General features: G+C 67.3%; 11 protein-coding genes. 6 read left to right on the forward strand and 5 right to left on the reverse strand.

Going from position 1 to position 19,336, the window contains the following annotated elements; translation table 11 throughout:
- The first annotated feature begins 487 nt into the window (after positions 1 to 487).
- The 4 genes from G3M62_RS10125 to G3M62_RS10140 all read left to right on the forward strand — a co-directional run bounded on the left by G3M62_RS10125 (position 488) and on the right by G3M62_RS10140 (position 10,003).
- On the forward strand, positions 488 to 7,276 hold the full coding sequence (locus G3M62_RS10125; protein ID WP_165186698.1) for a hypothetical protein: 6,789 nt from the start codon (positions 488 to 490) through the stop codon (positions 7,274 to 7,276).
- Between the two features lie 127 nt (positions 7,277 to 7,403).
- Entirely contained in the window at positions 7,404 to 8,201 is a 798-nt protein-coding gene (locus G3M62_RS10130) for an OmpA family protein (RefSeq protein WP_165186700.1), read from the forward strand.
- A 675-nt stretch (positions 8,202 to 8,876) separates the two neighbouring features.
- Positions 8,877 to 9,581, forward strand: a complete 705-nt coding sequence (locus tag G3M62_RS10135; RefSeq protein ID WP_165186701.1) for a response regulator transcription factor — start codon at positions 8,877 to 8,879, stop codon at positions 9,579 to 9,581.
- Between the two features lie 203 nt (positions 9,582 to 9,784).
- Entirely contained in the window at positions 9,785 to 10,003 is a 219-nt protein-coding gene (locus G3M62_RS10140) for a hypothetical protein (protein ID WP_165186703.1), read from the forward strand.
- A 71-nt stretch (positions 10,004 to 10,074) separates the two neighbouring features.
- On the opposite strand, the gene G3M62_RS10145 is transcribed toward G3M62_RS10140, so the two are convergent.
- The 3 genes from G3M62_RS10145 to G3M62_RS10155 form a co-directional block, all read right to left on the reverse strand.
- Complete coding sequence (locus G3M62_RS10145) at positions 10,075 to 11,271, reverse strand: Ca2+-dependent phosphoinositide-specific phospholipase C (RefSeq protein WP_165186705.1); 1,197 nt, start codon at positions 11,269 to 11,271, stop codon at positions 10,075 to 10,077.
- A 104-nt stretch (positions 11,272 to 11,375) separates the two neighbouring features.
- Positions 11,376 to 13,658: a TonB-dependent receptor gene (locus G3M62_RS10150; RefSeq protein ID WP_165186706.1), complete on the reverse strand. Its 2,283-nt coding sequence runs from the start codon at positions 13,656 to 13,658 to the stop codon at positions 11,376 to 11,378.
- Between the two features lie 145 nt (positions 13,659 to 13,803).
- Positions 13,804 to 15,000 (reverse strand): TetR family transcriptional regulator, encoded by a 1,197-nt coding sequence (locus tag G3M62_RS10155; RefSeq protein ID WP_165186708.1) that lies wholly within the window; start codon positions 14,998 to 15,000, stop codon positions 13,804 to 13,806.
- A 288-nt stretch (positions 15,001 to 15,288) separates the two neighbouring features.
- Between G3M62_RS10155 and G3M62_RS10160 the strand changes: the two genes are divergently transcribed.
- Both G3M62_RS10160 and G3M62_RS10165 read left to right on the forward strand, forming a co-directional pair.
- Positions 15,289 to 16,113 (forward strand): SGNH/GDSL hydrolase family protein, encoded by an 825-nt coding sequence (locus G3M62_RS10160; protein WP_205691981.1) that lies wholly within the window; start codon positions 15,289 to 15,291, stop codon positions 16,111 to 16,113.
- Entirely contained in the window at positions 16,110 to 17,093 is a 984-nt protein-coding gene (locus G3M62_RS10165; RefSeq protein WP_165186712.1) for an alpha/beta hydrolase, read from the forward strand. The genes G3M62_RS10160 and G3M62_RS10165 overlap by 4 nt, the downstream gene beginning before the upstream one ends.
- A 52-nt stretch (positions 17,094 to 17,145) precedes the next feature.
- Here G3M62_RS10165 and G3M62_RS10170 read toward each other — a convergent pair whose 3' ends face one another.
- Both G3M62_RS10170 and G3M62_RS10175 read right to left on the reverse strand, forming a co-directional pair.
- Positions 17,146 to 17,685, reverse strand: coding sequence for a hypothetical protein (locus G3M62_RS10170; RefSeq protein ID WP_165186714.1), 540 nt, complete (start codon positions 17,683 to 17,685; stop codon positions 17,146 to 17,148).
- Between the two features lie 175 nt (positions 17,686 to 17,860).
- The gene (locus G3M62_RS10175; protein WP_165186715.1) at positions 17,861 to 19,048 is read right to left on the reverse strand and encodes a pyridoxal phosphate-dependent aminotransferase; all 1,188 of its coding nucleotides are present in this window, start codon (positions 19,046 to 19,048) and stop codon (positions 17,861 to 17,863) included.
- Between the last annotated feature and the right edge of the window lie 288 nt (positions 19,049 to 19,336).

A 19,336-nucleotide genomic window follows, 5' to 3' on the forward strand; every position in this document is an offset into this window, starting at 1 on the left:
AGGGCGTCTTGACCTGCTCGTGGCTTTTTCAAGGCGCGCCGTAAGGCGTCACTCTTCCTGCCTAGATCGAGCGAACAGCCGAGGGGCGATCATCTTCCCCTCGGGCGCCGTGGAAATTCTTGCAGAGATCGCTGTGTCCATCGAAGAGAAGTGAATTGTTTAGTATTGTTACATTTCGATGTAATGATAGTTTATACTTGTATACTTTTGTGAAGTCACAAAAGGTCACACCTAAATCCGCCGATTGGCAGCTAACGTCCCAAATATAGAACGGGGTTATCTGTTGGAGAGGGCGGATATTGCATTCATGCATATCCATGACGCAGGGGCAGGCTGATCGAGAAGATCAGCAAAAAGTCACGATTGCTGAGGGCTTTACCGCTGCTCGGCCGCGACTTCGCGAACTCGCGCCTTCCTTCACGACCGCGTTCGACCCGACGGGGCACTCCAGCGCCGCCGGTTCCCGGAAGCCCGGAAAGAAGGCGTCATGAGCAAGATCATCGAACCGAAACGCGCAGAGACCGTCTACGGCCGTGAGTTCAGAGGCGGACGCCTCACCAAGTGGTGTGGGCGGACGGCAAGTATTGGTCCGGACGCGACCAGCACAGCGACCCTGGCCCCGGTGATTTCCAGCGCGGCGATCGGCGCGCTCATGGCGATCGGATTGGGGGCCGCCAACCCGGCTCACGCTCAGAATATGGTGGTCATCAAGGGCGAGGGCGGCAGCGTCGGCATCTGCGAGGCCGGATCGGGCGTGACGATCGGCGGGATCGTCGCCCCCTGCACGCCCGTCAATCAGCAGGCCAGCGTTCGGATCGGCAACAACGAAACCGGGGCCAATGTCGCCACCGGCCAGCGGGGCGTCTTCATCGGCGACGGCGCCGGCCAGTTCATGACCGGCGCGGACAATGTGGTGCTCGGCACGAACGCCGGCGCGGGATCCGCGGGCGCGCTCTCGGCCGTGGCGAACACGGTCGCGATCGGCAAGACCTCGGTCGCCTCGGGCGGCAACAACGTCGCGATCGGCGCCACCGCGGTCGCCTCGGGCGACCAGTGGGCGACGGCGGTCGGCGGCCTGGCGAAGGCCACGGCTCGGGCCACGTCGGCGTTCGGCGAGGAAAGCCAGGCGACCGGACAGGATTCGACGGCCTTGGCCTACAAGGCCGCCGCGTCGGGTCCGGGTTCGACGGCGGTGGGCGCCTACAGCCAGGCGACCGCCCTGCAGGCCGTCGCGCTGGGTACCTATGGGACGACCGCGACCGGCGTCTCAAGCACCGCGGTGGGCGCTTATTCGAGCGCGACCGGCGGGAATAGCACCGCGCTCGGCGTCGGCGCTCAGGCGCTTGCCGATGGCTCGCTCGCGGCGGGCGATCAAGCGGTGGCGACCGGTGCGCGCGACGTCTCGATCGGTTCGCTGGCGGGCGTCGGCTCGGCTTCGACGGGCGGATCGACCTTCGTCGGAATGGATGCGGGCCGCCAGCAGAGCGGGGGCAACAACACTTCGATTGGCGAAGGCGCCGGCCTTGCCAGCACCGGCGATCTCAACACCGGCGTCGGCCCGGGCGCCCTGCGCAATGTGGTCGGCGACCGCAATGTCGCGATGGGCGTCGGCGCGCTGCAGCTCGCCCAGGGCAACTCCAACGTCGCGATCGGTGACGGCGCCAATCTGTCGACCACGCAGACAACGTTCACCGATACAGTCGCCATTGGCGCCGCATCGAGCGCCAGCTCCGACGGCGCTGTCGCCGTTGGCAGGTCCGCGGTCGCCAAGGGCGGCAAGTCGGTGTCGATCGGCGTCGGCAACACGGCCTTCGGCGACGGCGCGGTGTCGATCGGCGATCCCAGCTACGCCAGCGGTACGGGCGTGTTCACGGGCGGCGCCGACAACATCGCCAACAGCGACGGCAGGGCCGCGGCGGACGCGACGAACCAGACGGTCGGCGCGGTCGCCATCGGCAACGCCAACCAGGCCATCGGCCAGGGCGCGGTCGCGATCGGCAACAGCACCTACACCTCCGGCGGCGTCGCCATTGGCGACAGGGCCTATGGCGGCCGGGCGGGCGGTATCGCCATCGGCCAGCGCGCGAACTCTTCGGACTGGAGCGGCACGATCGCGATCGGCCAGGACAGCGCGGCCGAGGAAGGCGGCGTGTCCTTGGGGCAGTACGCGGGGGCGAAGGATTTCTCCGTCGCGATCGGCTCTCAGGCCACAGCCAATGTGGCGGAAGCCTCGGTCGCGCTCGGCCAGGGGTCGGTGGCGGACCGGGTCGGAATGCTCGGCGGCACGGAGCTCTTCTCCAACGCGGCGGTCAATTCCTTCAGGGGCGCGGTTTCCGTCGGCTCGGCCGGGCTCGAGCGCCAGATCACCAACGTCGCGGGCGGCACGCAGGCGACCGACGCCGTCAATGTCCGCCAGCTCCAGGCGGTCGCCGACGATCTCACGCATTACTACAGCGTCAACGACGCCGGCGTGCAGCAGGCCAACTACAACAACGACGGCGCGTTGGGCGCGAACGCGATCGCGGGCGGGGTGAATGTCATCGCCCGGGGCTCGGGCGACTTGGTGATGGGGAGCGGCTCACAAACCCTGGGTCTGCTCGGTGGCAACGCGATCGCCATGGGCGTCGCGGCTCAGGCGAGCGGAACCAATGACACCGCGATCGGTCATGGCGCGCTGGTTTCGGAAAATTACACCAACGACGGGTTGCACAATGGCGGCGGTATTGCGCTTGGCCTCAACGCCCAGGCGCTCAGCAACAACGCGAACGGTAATATCGCGATCGGTGCGAACGCGGTTTCCGCTGGGCAATTCGGCGCGTCGGTCGCCATCGGGCAAAATGCGTCGACGGTCAGCGGCGGCGCCGCGGTCACGATCGGTGCGTCAAGCGTGGCCGGTGACAGCGCCGTAGGCATCGGCGGCGCAGCTAAGGCTACCGGGTTCCAATCGATCGCGCTGGGGCGTGAGGCCCTCGCCAGCGGACAGAACACCCTGGCCGTCGGCACGCTCTCGAATGCGAGCGGAACCTATGCTTCGACCGCGGTCGGCGCGCTGACCAACGCCAATGCCGACTACGCCACCGCGATCGGTGGCGGCCGGTACGATTTCTACACGCCGGTCGTCCTCGGTGCGCAGGCGACGGGGGTGGGCGCCACGGCGCTGGGCGTCAATGGCGTCGCGGGCGCGATCGCCAGCGCCGATGACGCCATCGCCATCGGCGGCCAATCGAAGGGGTCGGGCGTCGCCGCGGTCGCCACGGGCAAGGCGGCGACCGCCTCTGGCGACGATAGCATCGCGCTCGGCACGTCGGCGACGGCCTCGGCCGCGGGCGCGGTCGCGATCGGCAAGAACACGGTCAGTTCCGGTCTCGATACGATCGCCATCGGTACGGGCGCCAGCGCCACCAATTCCGTGGCGCTCGGCGCGGCGGCCTCGGCGGGCGCGGGCGGCACGGCGCTGGGCGATGGCGCCGTCGCGACGCTCGCGGGCGGCGTGGCGCTGGGCAAGAACTCGGTCGAGGGCGCGGCCAGTCCGACCGCCTCGGGCGTGATCAACGGCGTGACCTACGCCTATGCCGGCGCCAATCCGACCAGCGTGGTCAGCATCGGTAGCACGGGCGCCGAGCGGCAGATCACCAACGTCGCCGCCGGCCGGGTTTCCGCGGCGTCCACGGACGCGATCAACGGCAGCCAGCTGTTCGCCACCAACTCGGCGATCCAGGACGTCACTGGCCAGCTGACGCACTACTACAGCGTCAACGACGGCGGGGTGCAGGGACCCAACTACAACAATGACGGTGCGACCGGACTGAACGCGCTGGCTGGGGGTATCGGGGCCAGTGCGGCGGGGGGCAGCGCGGTGGCGCTCGGACAGGGGGCGACCGCCTCCGCACAGAATAGTTTTGCGGGCGGGCTCAACGCTAACGCCGCCACGGTCAATAGCGTGGCTCTTGGCGTGTTCGCCAACGCCAGCAACGGCGGATTGGTGGCGATCGGCCAAGGCGCACAGTCGATCGCGCAGAACACCATCGCCATTGGCGGCAGCGCTTCCGTGCGATTGGGGATCGCGATCGGCTTTGCGTCGAATTCGGCGGGTAACGGCGCCGTCGCCATCGGCGACGCGACCACGTCCAACGCCTTCTCGACCGTCGCCCTGGGTCAAAGCGCGACGGCGACCAACGACTATGCGGTCGGTATCGGCCGCCTGGCCGACGCCGGCAATCTGCGGGCCAGCGCGCTCGGCGCCAATTCGGTCGCGACCGGCACGGCTGCGACCGCGGTGGGCAGCAACGCCATCGCCACCGGCAATTACGCGACGGCCACGGGGAGCCGCATCTACATGGTGAATGGCGTTCCACGCACCGATCCATATGTCCCGGGCGTCGGCTTCACCGGCTTGACGACCAGTACGCTCGATACGCTGGCGTCTGGTTTGCTCTCCTCCGCTTACGGCTCCGCGGCCGTCGCGTCGGGTGAGCGCAGCCTCGCGCTGGGTTCGCTCAGCACGGCCAATGCGCTCGGCGCGGTGGCGATCGGCTCCTCGTCGCGGGCCACCAATGTCGGCGCGGTCGCGCTGGGTACGGGATCGGAAACGGCGGCGGCCAATCCGACCGCCTCGGGTACGATCAACGGCGTCACCTACGCCTTTGCCGGGGCGACGCCGACCAGCGTGGTCAGCGTGGGCTCGGGCGGCTTCGAGCGGCAGATCACCAATGTCGCCGCCGGCCGGATCAGCGGGACGTCGACCGATGCAATCAACGGCTCGCAGCTGTTCGCCACCAACTCGGCGATCCAGAACGTCACCGGTCAACTGACGCACTACTACAGCGTCAACGACGGCGGGGTGCAGCAGGCCAACTACACCAATGACGGCGCGACCGGAAACGGCGCCCTGGCCGCTGGTATCGGCGCGCAGGGTGTTGGCGATGACAGCGTCGCCATCGGCCGCAACGCCGTTGCGGATGGTTCGGCCGGCGGGGGTAAGGCGGTGGCCATCGGCGCGTCCGCGCAGGCGACCGGCTTCTCCAGCATCGCCATCGGATCATCCGCCGGTGGCAGCGGCCCGATCGCCTCGGCGGATGGCGGCATCGCTATCGGCGCGGAAGCGGTCGCCAGCGGCCTGGGAGAAGCGGCGGCCCTGGGTGTTCGGTCTCAGTCGACCGGCGAAGCCGCGACGGCCCTGGGATCCCAGTCGATCGCGTCGGGCAAGTTCTCGGCCGCTGTCGGACGGCAGGCCGCCGCGACGGGCGACTTCAGCACGGCGTCCGGCTTCCTGGCCACCGCGTCTGGAGCAGGCTCGCTGGCGCTGGGTTCCACCGCCACGGCGACGACGATTGGCGGTGTCGCCCTCGGTGGTGGCTCGGTCGACGGCGCGGCCAGCCCGACCGCCAGCACGGTGATCAACGGTGTCTCCTACAACTTCGCGGGCATCGCGCCGACCAGCGTGGTCAGCATCGGTTCGGCCGGTTTCGAACGGCAGATCACCAACCTGGCCGCCGGCCGGATCAGCGACACCAGCACTGATGCGATCAACGGCAGCCAGCTGTTCGCCACCAATTCGGCGATCCAGACCATCAACGGTCAGCTGACGCACTACTACAGCGTCAACGACGGCGGCGTGCAGCAGGCCAACTACAGCAATGATGGCGCGACGGGGATCGACTCGGTCGCGGCGGGCGCCGGGGCTTCGGCCAGCGGGGCCGGCGCGGTGGCCATGGGGGCCAATACGACGGCCGGCAACGCCGGCGACGTGGCCCTGGGCTCCGGCTCGGTGACCTCGGCGGTGACGCAAACCGCTTCGGGCACGATCAACGGCGTGACCTACGCCTATGCCGGCGGCGCGCCCACCAGCGCGGTCAGCTTCGGCTCGGTCGGCAACGAGCGGCAGCTGCAGAACGTGGCGGCGGGCCAGGTCTCGGCGACCTCGACGGACGCGGTCAACGGCAGCCAGCTCTACGCCACCAACCAAGCGATCAGCACGATCAACAATGGCGGGGGCATCAAGTACTTCCACGCCAACTCGACCGAGGCCGACAGCAGCGCCGTCGGAACCAACTCCGTCGCCGTGGGTCCGACCGCGACGGCGACCGGAAACGACAGCATCGCCATGGGCCACGGATCCCAGGCCCAGGCTCAGGGCGGTATGGCCTTGGGCGCCGGGGCCTCGGCCAACAACGCCGGCGACGTGGCCCTGGGCGCCGGCTCGACGACCGCCGCGGCGGTCGGCACCTCCGGCACGACGATCAACGGCACGACCTACGCCTTCGCGGGCGCCAATCCGACCAGCACCGTCAGCGTGGGCTCGGCCGGGGCGGAGCGGACGATCACCAATGTCGCGGCCGGTCGTCTCGACGCGGCCTCCACCGACGCGGTCAACGGCAGCCAGCTGTTCGCCACCAACCAGGCGATCACCAATCTGACGTCGGGCGGAGCGGGGCCGGTGCAGTATTCCAACGCCGCGACGCCGACCACGCCCAACGGCGGGATCGCCTCGCAGGACCTGACCCTGGTCGGGGCAGGCGCGGGTCCGGTGAACCTGCATAATGTCGGTCCCGGGGTGATCTCCAACACCTCGACCGATGCGGTCAACGGCAGCCAACTCTTCGCCACCAACCAGAACATCCAGAACGTCTACACCACCGGCACCAAGTACTTCCACGCCAACAGCACCGCGGCCGACTCCGTGGCCACGGGGATCGACAGCGTGGCGATCGGACCGACCTCGACCTCGATCGGCGCCAGCTCGGTCTCGATCGGCAGCGGGGCGAGCGCCAACAACGTCAACGACGTGGCCCTGGGCGCTGGCAGCACCACCGACAAGGCGGTGGCCACCACGGGCGTGACCGTCGGCGGCAAGACCTACGCCTACGCCGGCACGGCGCCGACCAGCACGGTCAGCGTGGGCAGCTCCGGCTCCGAGCGGACGATCACCAACGTCGCGGCCGGTCGCGTGAGCGCCACCTCGACCGACGCGATCAACGGCTCGCAGCTCTTCGCCTTCGGCCAGGCGGTCGGGTCGGTGCGCGAGGATCTCAACAACGCGGTCCGGCGGGCCGACGCGGGCACGGCCGCGGCGATGGCCGTCTCGGCGATCCCGCAAGCCTTCACGCCGGGCCAGGGGATCATCGGGGCGGGGATCGGCACCTGGGGCGGCGAGAGCGCGATCGCCTTCGGGATCTCCAAATCTTCGGACAACGGCCGTTTCGTCTTCAAGGCGGGGGCTGCCTACAACTCCCAGAACAAGGGCGGCGTCAGCGCCGGCGCGGGCTGGGCCTTCTAGTCGCGCGGGGCCCCCATCCGGGTTCGGTCACCCTCCACCTTTGCCGATCCCGCGCCCTACGCGACCAGGACGGACGCGCCTCTAAGGCGGGGCGCGTCCGTCAGCTTCCAACATCAGGACATCCGCCATGATCAAAAGACTCGTTCTAGGGCTGGCCGCCACGGTCGCCGCCCACGCCACGGCCTTCGCCGCCGATCCGGCCTTCCGGGCCGTGGCGGATCCGAGCGTCTCGTTCCCGGACATCAGCCACGCGACGCTGAAGCAAGGTGTGTTCCCCAACCGCGCCAATCTTCGGATGATCGCGCCGGGCATGACCAAGGATCAGGTCTATCTGCTGCTGGGTGTTCCCCACTTCCACGAGGGCGTGTTCGGCGTTCACCGCTGGAACTACATCCTGAACTTCTACACCGGCGCCGGCGACGAGCACATCACCTGCCAGTTCCAGATCCGCTACGACGCGCACATGCGCATCGACGGAGCCTGGTGGAAGGGCCAGCAATGCGCGGACCTGGATCGCGCGCCCGTGGCGATGGTCAGGAACGATCCGCCCGCGCCGGTCTATGCGCCTCCCGAGCCGCGACCCACGTCGCCGCCCGAACGGAGCTTCGTCGTCTATTTCGCGTTCGACGGCAGCGACGTGTCGGCGCCCGGCGAGCAGGTGCTCAGGGCGGCGGCCGAGGCCGCATCGACGGGGCCGTCGAGCATCGCGCTTGTGAGCCATACCGATACTTCCGGCGACGCGGCCTACAATCTGGCGCTCTCCGAACGGCGCTCCCGCGCGGTGCTGGATGCGCTGGTGGCGCTGGGCGTGCCCGCCGGCCGGATCCGCGCTGAGGCCGTGGGCGAAAGCGATCCCGCCGTGCCGACCGCCGACGGGGTCAAGGAGCCCCTGAACCGGCGCACCACGCTGATCATCGGGTCCTGAGGTCGTTGCGTGGGGCGGTCAGCCTTTCAGCGTTTGGGGCCGAGCAGGTTCGTTTCGAAACCTGGGCGCGGCGTCTCGACCGTCTGGGTACGGATGACAGGAATCGGAGGCTTCATGCGAGCGCCTGAGCGATCGTCGCAACGTCACTTCGAGCTGCTGCAATTTCCGAATGCGAAAGAGGCCAGGCCGCTCGACGACACAGGCAGGCGCCAACCGCCTTGGTGGCGGCGCGTGCTCATCTTCAACATGTTCACCCTGGCGATCCTGGCGTGGCTCGCCTTTGGGCTCCTGGCCTGGGCGACGGTCTCAACCTTGAGAAGCGTGTCCCGCGTCCTTGGCGCGCACGGCGTCGCCGTTCCAGCCGTGGAGACCTTGGATCGTCACGTCGACCACGCACCGACAGGAGGCGATCGGTAGCCAGTATACGGAATCCGAGTTTCTTCGCCTCACGAGAAAAGTGAGCGGGACGAAATTCTGCGCGAGAATCCATGAGTCAAGGATTGCAAACAAACGTAACAACGAGTCATTGCTTCTTGAGGTTGCAGGTGAGGTCTGCGTTCATTGTTTGCGATAGTCGTAAATAGGAATGGATATTCTAATCTGTTCCTGAGAATTCTCAAAAAATGGGAATTCTATTTCGAATTATTCCTGTATTTTGAGTTGGGGGAGGGGAACGTGCGGGTCGGGGTAGTTGAAAGTGATCCTTCTTGGGCGCGCTTGGTTGCGGACACGCTTTCGGAGAGTGGTCATTTTTGTCATCTCTTCGACAACGGGCGCGATTTTGTCCGTCATCTGAGCTGGAACGCGTTCGACCTCACGATTATCGACATCGATTTCTCGGGCGTCCCAGGACTGGACCTGATCGATTGGGTCAGACACGAGGCGAGATCGTGGGTTTTGGTGTTAGCGTTAACCGAGAGTTCGACCGAGACCGAGGTCTCCGCGATCCTGGACGTCGGCGCGGATGACGTCATGTGCAAGCCCTTCACCACGAAGGCCATGATGTCTCGCGTCAACGCGATGACACGTAGAATGAACAGCTCGATATCGAATGATGACGAGATCTATGATGGATTTCGTTTCATTAAATCCACGGAATCCATCATTCGAAATGGAGTCGAGTTTAATCTGACCTCGAAGGAATTCCATTTGGCGTTAACGATGTTCAAGAGGATGTCGCAACCTCTGTCGCGAGCGTTCCTTCTGGAATCGGTCTGGGGGCGAGACCCAAATCTGCCCACCAGAACATTGGATGCCCATATTTCGAGAATCCGGCAGAAGCTGGCCCTGACGCCGGAGCGAGGTTATCGGATTTCTCCCGTCTATAGCCTGGGATACCGTTTGGACGCCGTGCGGGTGGGAAATGAGTATCCAATCTAGAGGTGTCCGCGCCGACACAATGCGGGGAAGGTCTTGAGGGGCCGGGGCGCGAATGAAGGCCATGTCGATGGCGGATTTCACACCGACGCTGATTTCAGAGCATTCTTCGTTCGCACAGGGCTGGTCTCTACCTCGCGCGAGAAGGGCGCGAGAGCGTTTTCAGGGGCGCCCTCGCTGGAGAGCTTGTCCGTGGCGGCGCCGCCATGACGCAGGATGAATGCCATGAACTGGCTTCGGCGTTGCTGATTGGCGAGATGGTGGCGGTTCTCGACAAGGCCGGTCTGGAGCTGATCGAACGCGAGCTGCTTAGTCTGGCGACACGGGCCAGGCACGAAGACGGCCTCCTGGTCGTCGCCTGGGCTATCACGATCCTCCGAACGGAGCGCGACCTCGGCGGGCGAGGGGGATACTTCCTGCATTGAAGCCGGTCCTGATCGTCTTCGCCGATCCAAGGCGGGGATGTGACGGCCCATCTGGATCCCTGGTCCCGCGGTCAGCGAGAACCCGGGGCGTTCAACGGGTTGAGCCGCGCCACACCGCCGCCGGGCAGGCGAACGACATAGGGCGTGCCGTAGGCGTTGCCCGGATGCTCGAAGTCGGTCGACACCACCTGGGCGCCGCTGGCGAAGGCGGCGTCGGCGCGGGTCATGTCGTTGGTCTTGGCCTCAAAGGTCTCGATGTCCGACCGGGCCCGAACGATATAGCCCTGGCGGACGTAGTCCTGGATCTGCGTCTGGCGGACCAGGGCGTTGTCGAACATCAGGAAGGCGGCGTGGTCCTGGCCCGGCTCGGCGCGCAGGAAGGCGACGCGGCCCTTCAGCGAGGGGTGGCCGTCCAGATAGCCCTGAGTGGCGGCCTCGCCGGTGGCGGTGATCATCAGGATCATGATCTTGCCGCGCGCCGCCTTCAGCGTCGGCCAGGCGCCGGCCCGGATCGCCGCGTTCAGGGTGGGATAGGCGCCGCGCACGTCGTCGGGGGTGATCAGGCGACGGCGGTCCAGGACCGACAGGATCTCCTGGTCCAGGTCGTCGAACAGCGCCGGGGTGAACGGCACGGTGTAGGTCGGGTTGGGGAAGACGGGCAGGTCCGAGACCTTGGCTTCCAGCACCAGGAACAGCGGCACGTGGTCGGGATGGGCGTCCGACCAGTCGCGCACCTGGGTCAGGCACTGCTTCAGCGTCGGACAGTGGCTGCGGAAGTCGATGTCGGGGATGTGCAGCACCTTGTAGCCCGGCTGGCTCATGACCTTGGCGTCGAAGGGCAGGAGGTCGCCGACGCCCTGGGCGCGCAGCGCGCGATAGCCGGCGGGATCGGCGAAGTTGCCGCCCTTGGGGTCCGGATTGACGTCGATCTCCAGGCTGCGCATGCCCTCGTTCAGCTGGGTCGTCAGGTCGGGGTGGTCGTAGCTCAGGCCGTCGCTGACGATGACGTCATTGGGGTGCTCCTCGCGAAACAGCGCCCACTCCTGCGGCGGCAGCTTGGTGGCCAGCTGGCTCGTCACGCGGCCCAGGATCGGATCGACGATGGTCAGCAGGCGCTTGTCGACCGGCATGGCGTAGCTGTTGTGGGTGCCCAGCACCTGCAGCTGGTTGACCTTCAGGTCGGGGCTGAGGTTGGCGGCTTCTTCGGCGAAGGCCGGAGCGGCGCTCAAGGCCAACAGGGCGGCGAGCGAGACGTGGAGCCGGGACATGCGGAGGTTCCTGGAAAAGGGAAAAGGTCCCGCCCGGCCTTCAAGGCGCGGGCGGGACAGGCGCGCGGACAATCAAGCCGAGGGAGCGGCGTCCGCGCGGGGGATCAGAAGGCGTATTTGGCGAAGACGCCGACGGTGCGGTGAGCGTCGCGGACCGTGTAGTGGACGAGGCTCAGCGTGCTGTACTGCTGCAGGCCGGCCGAATAGTACTTGTCGAGCAGGTTGCGGCCGTAGAGGCCCACTTCCAGCGTGCTGTCGACCGGCGACAGGCTGACGCGGCCGTTCAGCAGGCCGAAGGCCGGCAGCTCGGTATTGGCCGGCTGGCCCAGCTGGGCCCAGCTCTTGCTGCGCCAGGCGTAGTCGAGGTTGCCCCTCAGGCGCATGTTGGCCCCGACCTCGTGGTCGTAGGCCAGGCTGAACGAGCTCGACCACTTCGGGGCCTGGGTCAGGGCCGTGCCGCCGTAGTTGGTGGTGGCGTTGTACTGGTAGTCGACGAAGTGGGCGTCGGCGTAGGTCACGCCGCCGTTCAGGGTGAAGGCCTCATTGATCCGCCAGGCCAGGGTCGTTTCCACGCCCTGGCTCTTCAGCTCGCCGGCGTTGCCGATGGCGATCTGCGGGATCGGGTTGCCCGGGATGTTGGTCAGGACCGAGGCCTGGAAGTCGGTGAAACGCGAGCTGAAGACGTCGGCGTTCAGGCGCACGCGGTGCTGGAACAGCTCCGACTTGATCCCGGCTTCGAGGGCCTTGACCGTCTCGTCGGCATAGGGCGCGTACTGATTGCCGACCACGGCCACGCCGCCCGGCTTGTAGCCGGTGGAATAGGTCACGTAGGCCATGGCGTCGTCGGTCAGCTTGTACTGGCCGGCCACGCGGTACGAGAAGTTATGGTCCTTGACGCGGCCGCTCTGCTTGAACGGCTTGGCCGAGGTGGGGGTGAAGGTGGCCTTGACGCCGGTGATCGGCAGCGGGTCGATCCAGATGTAGTCCAGCGACTGGCCGTTGTTGTCCTCGGTGTAGCGGCCGCTGACGGCGAGGCTGGCCCGGGGGGTGATGTTGAACTTCAGCTGGCCGAAGGCGGCGACCGTGGTGTTCTGGGTCTTGAACAGCGAGGCGTTGGCGTTGCTGACGCCGATCGGGCTGGTCAGGGTGTAGAAATTGGTCAGCTTGACGCCGGTCGGCGAGACCAGCGGCGCGCCCAGGGTGGCCCACTGCAGCTGGGTCGAGCGAGCGATCAGCCGGTCGTAGAACAGCCCGCCCAGATATTCGACGAAGCCGCCGGTCGGCGAGGCCCAGCGCAGTTCCTGGCTGACCTTCTCGGTGTGCAGCTCGCCGGTGTTGTAGGGCAGGAAGGCGAACTCGTTGGAGGGGACCAGATTGGCGTTGGCCTCGCCGTGATAGTCGGTCTCGCGATAGGCGGTGATCGAGGTCAGGGTGTCGCGGCCGAGATGGTACTGGACCCGCAGCGCATGACCCTGGGTCTTGGTGCGCGTTACGCCCATGCCGGAGTCGGCGTCGTCGTCGTTCTCCAGGCCCGGCGTCACGCCGTGGGCGAGCTGCAGGGCGGTGACGGTGGCGTTGCCGCCCGACACCGAGGTGCGGATGAAGTTGTCCCAGTGGTGCTCGAAGTCGTTGGTGTAGAGCACTTCAAGGCCTTCGATCGGCTCCAGCAGCAGCTTGGCGCGATAGCCGTATTCCTTGAACGAATTCAGCGGCTGGCGGAGCGTGGTGTAGTCGCCATAGCCCTCCTGGCCCTGGCTGAAGGCCGAGACGCGCAGGGCCGCCTTGTCGCCCAGCGGGGCGTTGACGACCAGGTTGGTGTTGCGGTCCTCGCGCTGGCCATAGCTGGCGCTGGCCTTGGCCGACCACTCGCCCAGCACCGGCTTGACGGTGGCGATCGAGATCACGCCCGAGGTGGCGTTCTTGCCGAACAGCGTGCCTTGCGGGCCCATCAGCACGTCGATCTGCTGGACGTCGGTTAGGCCGGTCAGGCCGTTGTCGCGCTGGGCGTCCATGACGACGTCGTCGACCACCAGGCTGACCGACTTCTCGTTGGAATAGTCGAACGAGGTGCTGCCCACGCCGCGGATCTGGAACGCCGCGCCGTTGGTCGCGTCGAACTGCACGCCCGGGACGACGTACTGCAGGTCGGTCACCGACTGGAAGTTGGAGGCCTCCAGCGCCTTGCCGCTGACCGAGGTGATCGCGACCGGCACGTCCTGCAGGTTTTCGCTGCGGCGCTGGGCCGTCACCACGATGGCCTCGAGCTCATCGGTCTGGCGCGGCGCGTCGGCGCTCGCCGGGGCCTGGGCATACGCTTGTGCGAAGGTCAGGCTGCTCACGCCGGCGGTCAGGAGCAGCCCGAAACGAAGGCGGCGCGTCGAAGTCATTGGTCAAAATCCCCTAGCCATAAGTTGGCAAAGGGCGATTAGCATCACGTGATGACGGCTACGTGACGGTTGTGCGAGTAATATTCCCGGTATTTCGGCCGAAATAATCCGATCGCGTACGCTTGTGCGATTTGATGCGTGACCTTCAACGGGAGTGGAGCGCGATGGCCCGCAGCTGGTCCACCAGGGTGAAGTCGATCGCGCCCGGCCCGCCTTCGAGCAGTCCGTCCAGGATCATCTGGCCGATGCCGGTGATCGACAGCATCTGGGCCGACAGCAGGTCGAAGGGCGAGGGGCCGGTCACCTGGCGGTTCAGGATGAAGAGGTAGTTCTCGCCCCGGCGACGACGCATGTCGGCGGCGCAGGCCTTGAGGGTGGGGATCCTGGTCGCCGCCAGGGCCACGGCGAAGGTCGCGCGGGCGATCTCGACGCTGCTGAGATCCTCGTCGGCCTCGCTGACGCTCTGGGGCGGCCGGTACACGCGTCCGTGCAACCGGGCGATGATGTCCTCCAGGCCCGCCTTCAGCAGGTCCTCCTGGCGTGGGAAATGATAGGCCAGCGTCGAACTGGCCACCCCGGCGCGCGCGGCGATGGCCCGGTGGGTGACCATGTCGGTCCCCTCGGTGATGATCAGCTTGGCGATGTCGCCGGCCACGTTGGCTTGCCATTCGCTGAGCTGCGGCGGCTGGTAGCCGTCCGGGCCGTCCATCAATTCGCCCAGCGTGGCGTGAAACACGGCGAACTCGCGCAGGTCCGACGCGCCCGCGGCGGGAACCACGCCGCCGCACAGGCGGCGCAGGTTCAGGCGACGCAGCCAGCGATAGGCGGCGAGGTCCCCGATCGCCAGGCCGTGGGCCGCTTCATCCGTGCTGAAGGCGTGCAGGGCGCCGCCGAGATCCACGGGGTCCGACGATCCGGCCAGGGCCCGCCAGAACGAAAGCCGCCGGTCCCGCCAGGCGGCGAGGGGAGCGGCGATCTCGGGGCGCGACGGCGCGCCCAGCAACAGCTCGCAATAGAATTGGGTGCGCGCGGCGTGTGGGCCGGCCATGTCCTCGAGGATCGCGTCCGCCAGATCGGCCAGCAACGTCCCGTCCAGCGGCGCCATCGCCCGGGCTCGCGCCAGCCAAGCGTCCAGGAACCGGCCGTCCTGGTCGCGCGCGGCGTCGATCAGAGCGGCGACCAGATCGTCCTTGAGGCCGAACCGGTGCGAAAGGGCCGAGACGGTCGTTCCCATTTGTTCGGCCAGGGGGCGCAGGCTCAGGCCCCGGAGGCCGCTCGCCGCGACCAGCGTCATGGCCGCCTGCAGAACGGGCTGGATGTCTGCGTCGGGGCGGGGGGTCATCGCGGGTCCATCATGGTCGAACCGGAAAGCCTTTACGATCAGGTCGGCGGGCTTCGCAACCCCGGCGCCCGGACGGCCGCCGTGTTTTCCGAAGTGTCCAATGAATCGTACATCCGTGTGCAGTATGTATGAACGCGCCATAATAAGGCGATATTAAATCGCACATCTGTCACGTATCGGTCGCGGTGCCCTGCTATCGCCGCTCGCATCGAACGACGTCGGAGGTGACAAATGCGATCGACCAATCCCGGCCGGCCACTGTCCAGGCGTCGCCGCCAGGCCGTCGGGTTGGCGCTGTCGGCGCCGTTCTGGTTCACACCGCTCGGCGCCGTCTGGGCGCAGGAGGGACAGGCTGGCGCGGAACGCCCGCTGACCGTGAGCGAGCCCTGTCCGGCGACGCCCGAGGTGCTGGTCAAGTACAGGGCCGTGCGCGGAGAGCCGCCGACGCCCACCGCGCAGGACCGCGAGACCTACAATCGCTACCTCCAGATTCTGCAGGCCAATGACTGGGCCTATCTGTGTCGCTATCGGGACGAGAATCCCGCCCTGGCCGGCGCGCGTCCGCGCGTGGTGTTGATCGGCGACTCGATCACCGAAAATTGGAAACAGCGTGATCCCAGCCTGTTCGTCGATGGCGTCGTCGACCGGGGAATCAGTGGCCAGACCAGCCCGCAAATGGTGTTGCGGTTCTATCAGGACGTGATCGCCCTGCGTCCGCGCGTCGTCCACATCATGGCCGGCACGAATGACATCGCCGGCAACACCGGCCCCACCCGCGACGAGCAGTTTCAGAACAACATAAAGGCGATGGTCGACCTCGCCCAGGCGCACGGGATCAAGGTCATCTTGGCCAGTATCCCGCCCGCCAAGGCGTTCTACTCACGACCCGGAGTGCGTCCCGCCGAGCGGATCCGCGCCTGGAACGTCTGGCTCCGGGCCTATGCCGTCGAGCGGGGCCTGACCTTCGTCGACTACTATCCCGTGCTCGCTGATCCGGAGGGCGGATTGAAGCCGGAGCTCGGCGGGGACGGGGTGCATCCGTCTCGCGCGGGCTATGAACGGATGGACCCGCTGTTCACGGCGGCGCTGGTCCAGGCCGAGCCTCGGCGATGAGCGGCCAGGAGGTCGGCTTGAACCGGCGGGCGTTCGGCGCAGGCGCGGCGCTGTCGCTGCTGGCGGCGGGAGGCGCGCGGGCGGGCGCCGCGAGCGATCCGCGCGGTCCGGCGGACTGGTCCGGCGTCTGGCCGCCGAAGGACGTCATCCCGCTTTGGCCGGGCGATCCGCCGGGATGGCGCGGCGGCGTGACGCCCGTGCTGCCGCCGGACTGGCCGCCGAATTTCCTGCGGGGCACGGCGAAGCCCACCCTGAACGTGTTTCGGCCTGATCGCCCGAACGGCCAGGCCCTGCTGGTCTGTCCGGGCGGGGCCTACATGGCCGTTTCGGCGGCCAACGAAGGCGTCGATGTCGCGCGGGTCTTCAACGCCATGGACGTGACCGTCTTCGTGCTCAGCTATCGGCTGCCTGGGGAAGGATGGGACAATCGCGCCGACGTGCCGCTGCAGGACGCGCAGCGCGCGATGCGGCTTATCCGGACGCGCGCGGCGGCCTACGGGATCCGGCCCGAGGGCGTCGGCGTCCTCGGCTTCTCGGCCGGCGGGCACCTGGCGGCGACGCTGGCGACGGACCATGCCGAGCCGGTCTATGCGCCGATCGACGCGGCCGATCGGCGGAGCGCTCGCCCGGCGTTCGCCGGGCTGATCTACCCGGTGATCGCGATGAGCGGTCCTAACGTTCATGCGCGCTCCCGCGATCAATTGCTGGGCGGCCAGCCATCGGTGGCGGCGATGGCCCGGCGTTCGCCGGCGTCGCGCGTCTCCGACACGACCCCGCCATGCTTCGTCGCCCACGCCGTCGACGACACGACCGTCTCCGTCGAAAACAGCCTCGAAATGCTGGTCGCTCTGCGCGCCGCCAAAACACGCTGCGAAGGCCATGTCTTCGAGGTGGGGCAGCACGCGTTCGGGGTCGGTCGCCCCGGCGAACCGACGGAGCTCTGGCCGCAATTGTTCGCCCGCTGGATCAGCCGGGCATGAGCCGCCGCCGCAGGGCCACGCGAGGCTCCAGGGTGAGAGACCGTCTCGGCCTTCAAGCCTTCGGGTGGAGAACAAGGCCGGGGAGGTCGTTGCCAAACACGTGCCTTACGGCGATCTGTTCGACTTCAGCGACTTCTGGACGGCATCGCAACGCGCGCGCCCATTTGGCGGCTTCGGCCCAGTCGCGGTGGTGGGTCGACAGGCGGTAATCGAAGCCGCCGGTCACACGCTGGGCGCTTGTCACGGCGTGATCGGCGACCAGATCGCCCTCGAATTGGTCGATGTGTTCTGGCCTCATCGACGCCATCCGCACCCACGTGGTGCTGCGGTGCTTGGCGCCGCGCGCCAGTGGGTCGTGGAGGGTCACGGTCCTGGCCACGCCCAGGCTGCGCAGGATGGAAAGGCGGTGTCCCAGAACCCGTGCCGTCAGGCCGAGGTCTTCGAGCATCCCGCTGATCTGCCCCTGGGACGCCATGGCCGCCTGATAGAGCTCGCGCATCCGGGGTTGATCGCTCTTGTCGACCGGTCCGACGGCCGGCTTGGCCCGGAGACCTCCGCGAGTCTTCGATGAAGCGGCTTTTGCTCTGGTCATGACCGGGTCCTGCGCGCTGGCGCGACGCTCTTTGCCAATCGGCGTCGACCTGCAGAAACTAACCCGTATCAGGTGGTGGATTTATTCATATGAAGCGCATCCGAAGGGATTTGCGCATACTCCAGTCCGATTCCTGGGGCCCGATTGGATAGGCGCTCAAAGTGCGGCGGGATGATCAGGCCGGCCGTCGCTGGGCCATTTCGCTCAAGGCGTCGTGCAGGTGGGCCAGGGCCCGGTCGAGCGCGGCCGGCTCGGACCCGAAGCCGAGGCGAATGTGCCCGGCGAGGCCGAAATACTCACCCGGAGCCACCAGCAGGTCGTGTCGGATCCAAAGAGCCTTGGCCAGGGCAAGCGTGTCGTCGACCCCGACCACCTTGGGGAACGCCATGCTGCCGAAGGCGGGCATCGGACCTTCCAGCAGGCCGTCGGCGATCATGGCGCGTAGACGCCGCTCGGCGACCGGTCGGGTTTCGGTCAGGAGCCGTTTCCAATGCAGGTCGAACACATCGGATTCTTCCAGCACCTGGGCGGCCACCGCGTGGGCCAGCTTGGACACGCCGATGTCACCCTCGGGCGAACGGGCTTGGATCCGTGCGATGTCGCCTGTCGAGGCGCAGATCCAGCCGAACTTCAGGCTGAAGAGGCCGAACACCTTGGTCAGGCTGGAGACCGTGATGATGTTGTCGGCCAGGCCGGCGGCTGATCGCGACAATTTCGGCCGGGCGAAATCGGCGTAGACCTCGTCGATGATGACGCGCGCTCCGACCTGGTCGGCCAGGGCCGCGATCTTCAGGAGATCGGCGTCGGAAGTCAGGGCTCCGGACGGGTTGTGCAGGTTGGTCAGCACGATCGCGCGCGTTCGGGGGCCGATCTTGCGCGCCAGGTCGTTCAGGTCGACGGCGAAGTCCGGCGCCCGCCGGGCGAAGGTTTCGACGCGGGCCCGGCTATCGCGCGCCACGCGGGCCAGCAGGTCGAAGCCCGGACTTTCGATCAGCACGTGATCGTCGTCCTCGACCAGGGCCTTCAGCGCCAGTCCAAGCGCGCTGGTCGCGCCGGTGGTGGTCAGGATCTGGTCGACGCCAACGCCATAGCGGCGAGACAGCGCCTCGATGGCGAACCGGTTGCCGCCGGCGAACACGCTGACATAGCGCGGCGAGACGTTCAGCGAGAAGGCGTACCGGATCACCTCCATCAGGGCCGGCAGCGGCTCGTCGATCGTGCTCTCGAACAGGGCGATGGTCGTGGGATGCTCGGCCCGCAGGCGCATGCTCTCGCGCACCCAATCGGAATAGGTCGAGGCCGAGAACAGGCGCTCGGCCTGGCCTGGCCGGCCTTCGGGCGCGGGTGGTGGGGCGAAATCCAAGTCTGTGTCCGAGGCCTTGAGCGCGCCGCGCGATGAGCAGCGATACAAGCCTAAGGCGATGGGCCGGAGTTTCTTTGCGATCTGCCCGTTCGCGACCCTCAAATTCGTTGGCCTTATGCGTGACGCGACCGCAGCCCGAATAAGTTATGTGTGCGCTCTCGGCGCGCGCGGAGCTCGCATAGACGATGCCTTCCGCGACGGCTTGGCGACTAGACTGCGCGCCGGATCGGCTCGCCGCAGCGCCGATTGCAAAGATATTGTGGCTGGCGGCGACTAGACTTTCTGTAC

It is taken from the genome of Caulobacter soli (assembly GCF_011045195.1).
GTDB classification, from domain to species: Bacteria; Pseudomonadota; Alphaproteobacteria; order Caulobacterales; family Caulobacteraceae; genus Caulobacter; species Caulobacter soli.

Coding starts and splice junctions, on each gene's coding strand:
- G3M62_RS10140 (WP_165186703.1), top strand. CDS start 9,785: ATGACGCAGGATGAATGCCATGAACTGGCTTCGGCGTTGCTGATTGGC.
- G3M62_RS10150 (WP_165186706.1), bottom strand. CDS start 13,658: ATGACTTCGACGCGCCGCCTTCGTTTCGGGCTGCTCCTGACCGCCGGC.
- G3M62_RS10130 (WP_165186700.1), top strand. CDS start 7,404: ATGATCAAAAGACTCGTTCTAGGGCTGGCCGCCACGGTCGCCGCCCAC.
- G3M62_RS10125 (WP_165186698.1), top strand. CDS start 488: ATGAGCAAGATCATCGAACCGAAACGCGCAGAGACCGTCTACGGCCGT.
- G3M62_RS10165 (WP_165186712.1), top strand. CDS start 16,110: ATGAGCGGCCAGGAGGTCGGCTTGAACCGGCGGGCGTTCGGCGCAGGC.
- G3M62_RS10155 (WP_165186708.1), bottom strand. CDS start 15,000: ATGACCCCCCGCCCCGACGCAGACATCCAGCCCGTTCTGCAGGCGGCC.
- G3M62_RS10145 (WP_165186705.1), bottom strand. CDS start 11,271: ATGTCCCGGCTCCACGTCTCGCTCGCCGCCCTGTTGGCCTTGAGCGCC.
- G3M62_RS10170 (WP_165186714.1), bottom strand. CDS start 17,685: ATGACCAGAGCAAAAGCCGCTTCATCGAAGACTCGCGGAGGTCTCCGG.